Genomic DNA, 3,157 nt, shown 5'->3' on the forward strand with positions numbered 1-3,157 from the left:
CTGATTGTGATAAGTATTTGTCAATATCTTCTTTACTAACAGGAGCACTTTTACCTTTTTCAAAGCAATCATCTATTGTTTTGAATGCTAAATCAACGTCTGCTAAGTTTCCTCTATTAACAATACTCTTCTTCAAGAAAGCTCGTGTTTCATTCTCACCAACAATTCCCATTGCATAGTAACCACCTGCTAAGTATGCAACCTTAGTCAATTTGGTGTGTTTCTCTCCATCCTTTGAGCTTTGAATATATTTATCAGCAAAATCATAGAATAGTTCAGACCTACTTTCTGGTAATTCAATCCCAGGAACGAACTTAGAGTTCATGTAGAACACATTTGGATCGTGAGACACAAAGCAAGCTCTTGGAATGTCTTTTCCAGACTTATCTACTGCCACACCTAGTTTATTTTTAAATTCACTCTCGTAATATTTGAAATATGCTGGGTGCATTTCTGGATTGTTGCAAGACTTAAAAATTGCCTTCAGTCCATGTCCTGATGGAGAAGCAAAAGCCATAACAAGTGGCAGAGATAGATCTATTATTTCATTCAGTAGTTTATATGGGTTTTTGATATTATCAAAATCCATACAAATTAATCCAGAATAATTTAATAGCCCCTCCCTACTTCTTGTATTAAAGCGACCAGAGAATGCTACAAAATCAAGCAATTGCTTTTTTATATAATCCTTTCCTTCTCTGAATTATTTTGTAACCTTTTTTACTTTTAATTGTTGATATATTATGACAATTTATTAATAAAATATTTTCTAGTTATGAAAATCACTATAACATTCTTGATACTAACTCTTTCTGCATCAGTTTTTGCTCAGAAAGTAACGAAATGGAATAAAAATATAGGTGTTCGGAATATCGGCATATATAAGCAAAGCTTAGACAGCTACAAACAATTCTATGTTGCAATAGATGCCTCAACAGATTTTGGTGATGAAGCAAATAAAGTTAGGTACTCTTCTGATGGAGGTAACAATTGGATTACAATCCTTCAAGATAAGCATTTTAATTTTGATGAAAATTTCAACCCACTACCAGGTGCTTGGCAAACAAGATACTTTCATGCTATAGATATTGTTAGTCCCAATCATATTTACCTCATAGCTCAAGATGATTTAAGAAGTGATGAGGATGAAACTCTCTATCCATTTATCTATAAAACTAATGACAAGGGTAAGAATTGGAAAAGGATAAATATTTGTAATTTAGAAAAAGGAAGTTTCAGAAATTATTTATCAATGGTTGACTCTCTGAGAGGATTTATATTTACCGTAGATTGTTTAAATAATGAAAAAAGATCAGTTTATTTTACAGATGACGGGTTTGAAACGATGGAAGTATTGAATTTAGAAGAAGAATCAATATACCCAATATCATTTGAAGCAATTGATAATAATACTCTAATCATTGGAACTAAAAGTTTTGTCTATACAACAATCGATGGTGGAATAAACTGGGAACTCAAAAATTCTCCGAAAGATGTAACTGGATTTAACTTTATTAATGTTAATGTGGGATATGCCACAGGATCATTTGGGACCGGATTAGGGGGACAGAAAATAGGTGTAATTTACAAAACTACTGATGGAGGTGAGAGCTGGAAAAAGTTGTTTGAAGAGCAGAAGGAAAATTTTCTAACAGGATTAGACGCTATAAACTTTCGAGATGAAAATAATGGATTAGCTGTCGGAAGGATGAAAATTTACAGAACCCAAGATGCAGGTAAAACTTGGAATTTTGAAGAACTGCCTTTTGAAATCTATCAAGACCCCCTTAGATCAGTAAGATATGGAACCAAAGACAATGCAGCTATCTATGGGTTTAATTTGATTAACACCAATTGGAATACTCAGCTAGCATCTCCAAGACTTCAAGTTACTAATCTTCAACCTTATGACTTAGATTATAAAATTGAATGGAATGAAATAGAAGGTGCCAATAACTATGAATTCCAACTAGCTGAGTATAATATTACTAGTTTCCCAACCTATACACCTCCAGTAGAATTTGAGAGCATAATGACTTATTCAACTTATATAAAAGATGAGTTTGAAGTTAATATTTTTGATTATATTCAATATAGTAAATACTACTATTTAAGAGTACGAGCTATGAATAATATTGATACAAGCCAATGGTCACGCTATATTAGTTTTAAAACCGAACAAAAACCAGATGTAAATGTATTGACAACTCCAAAATTGATTTCACCTAAAAATTTTGAACATAATCTCCCTGTTAATAATTTAAATTTTTCATGGTTTGATTTACCTGCAGCTGTAAAATACGATCTTGTGATTAGGAAAGATATTAATATGCCTGACCCAGAAAACGATATAGTGATCCCAGGTATAGTAAAAAGTGAAAAAATAGTAGATGGATTAGATAAAAAAACTACATATTATTGGTATGTACACGCATCTGATAAAGAAGGTAATATTAAAACATCTAATTATAGAGAGTTTAACACTTCTGAGAGTACATCAAACATAAATTTTTTAAATGAGCAACTAATTGAATTATTCCCTAATCCAGCTGTATTCACAATTAATTTTGATGTTTCAGAATATATTAAAGACTCTAGAATTGAGATAAGGGTTAATGATTTATTTGGCAAGATTATTATAAAGTTAGTTGAACCGAACCCAGGATTGATTAATTTGGATATTAGTAATCTGACTTCTGGTGTATACTTTTTAGTAGTCAAGGGTGAAAATTCAAGCTATAAGACTAAGTTCGTAAAAAAATAGATTTATTGTTCTAATTTTTTTTATAAAAAGCTCAAAAATAACTTCCATTATAAATTCTATGGAAAAGTCTTAGGTTAAAGAATCTACTTTTTTAAAATGTGTTAATTATGAAATATTTAAAACTCTACACTCTTTTATTCCTGTCAGGCATTTTTATAATCTATGCACAACCTAAATCAATTCATTATAATAATTGGATATTTGGTGATAATGCTGGTATCACTTTCACTACTAACGATGGTAATCCTGAGCCATTAGATAATGGCGACAGTTACTCATTTATTGAAGGTACTTCCTCCATTTCAGATGACAATGGTATTCTTTTATATTATTTATACTTAACCGGCTCGGAGCAATTTACTTATTTAAAAACTGGAGGTTTGACTCAAGTTG

3 protein-coding genes are annotated in these 3,157 nt (G+C 31.1%); 2 read left to right on the plus strand and 1 reads right to left on the minus strand.

Features of this window, described 5'->3' with window-relative positions; genetic code table 11:
- Positions 1-670: BT4734/BF3469 family protein (locus VOI25_RS15205; RefSeq protein WP_323789945.1), on the minus strand; the 670-nt coding region annotated here is incomplete at its 3' end.
- Positions 671-775: 105 nt separating this feature from the next.
- Here VOI25_RS15205 and VOI25_RS15210 point away from each other — a divergent pair.
- Positions 776-2,764 (plus strand): YCF48-related protein, encoded by a 1,989-nt coding sequence (locus VOI25_RS15210; RefSeq protein ID WP_323789946.1) that lies wholly within the window; start codon positions 776-778, stop codon positions 2,762-2,764.
- Between the two features lie 107 nt (positions 2,765-2,871).
- Positions 2,872-3,157 (plus strand): hypothetical protein (locus VOI25_RS15215; protein WP_323789947.1); only part of this gene is annotated, 286 nt, incomplete at its 3' end.

It is taken from the genome of Psychroserpens sp. (genome assembly GCF_034670085.1).
Lineage (GTDB): Bacteria > Bacteroidota > Bacteroidia > Flavobacteriales > Flavobacteriaceae > Psychroserpens.

Excerpts from the sequence above, each read along its gene's own strand:
- VOI25_RS15210 (WP_323789946.1), top strand. The coding sequence starts at position 776 with ATGAAAATCACTATAACATTCTTGATACTAACTCTTTCTGCATCAGTT.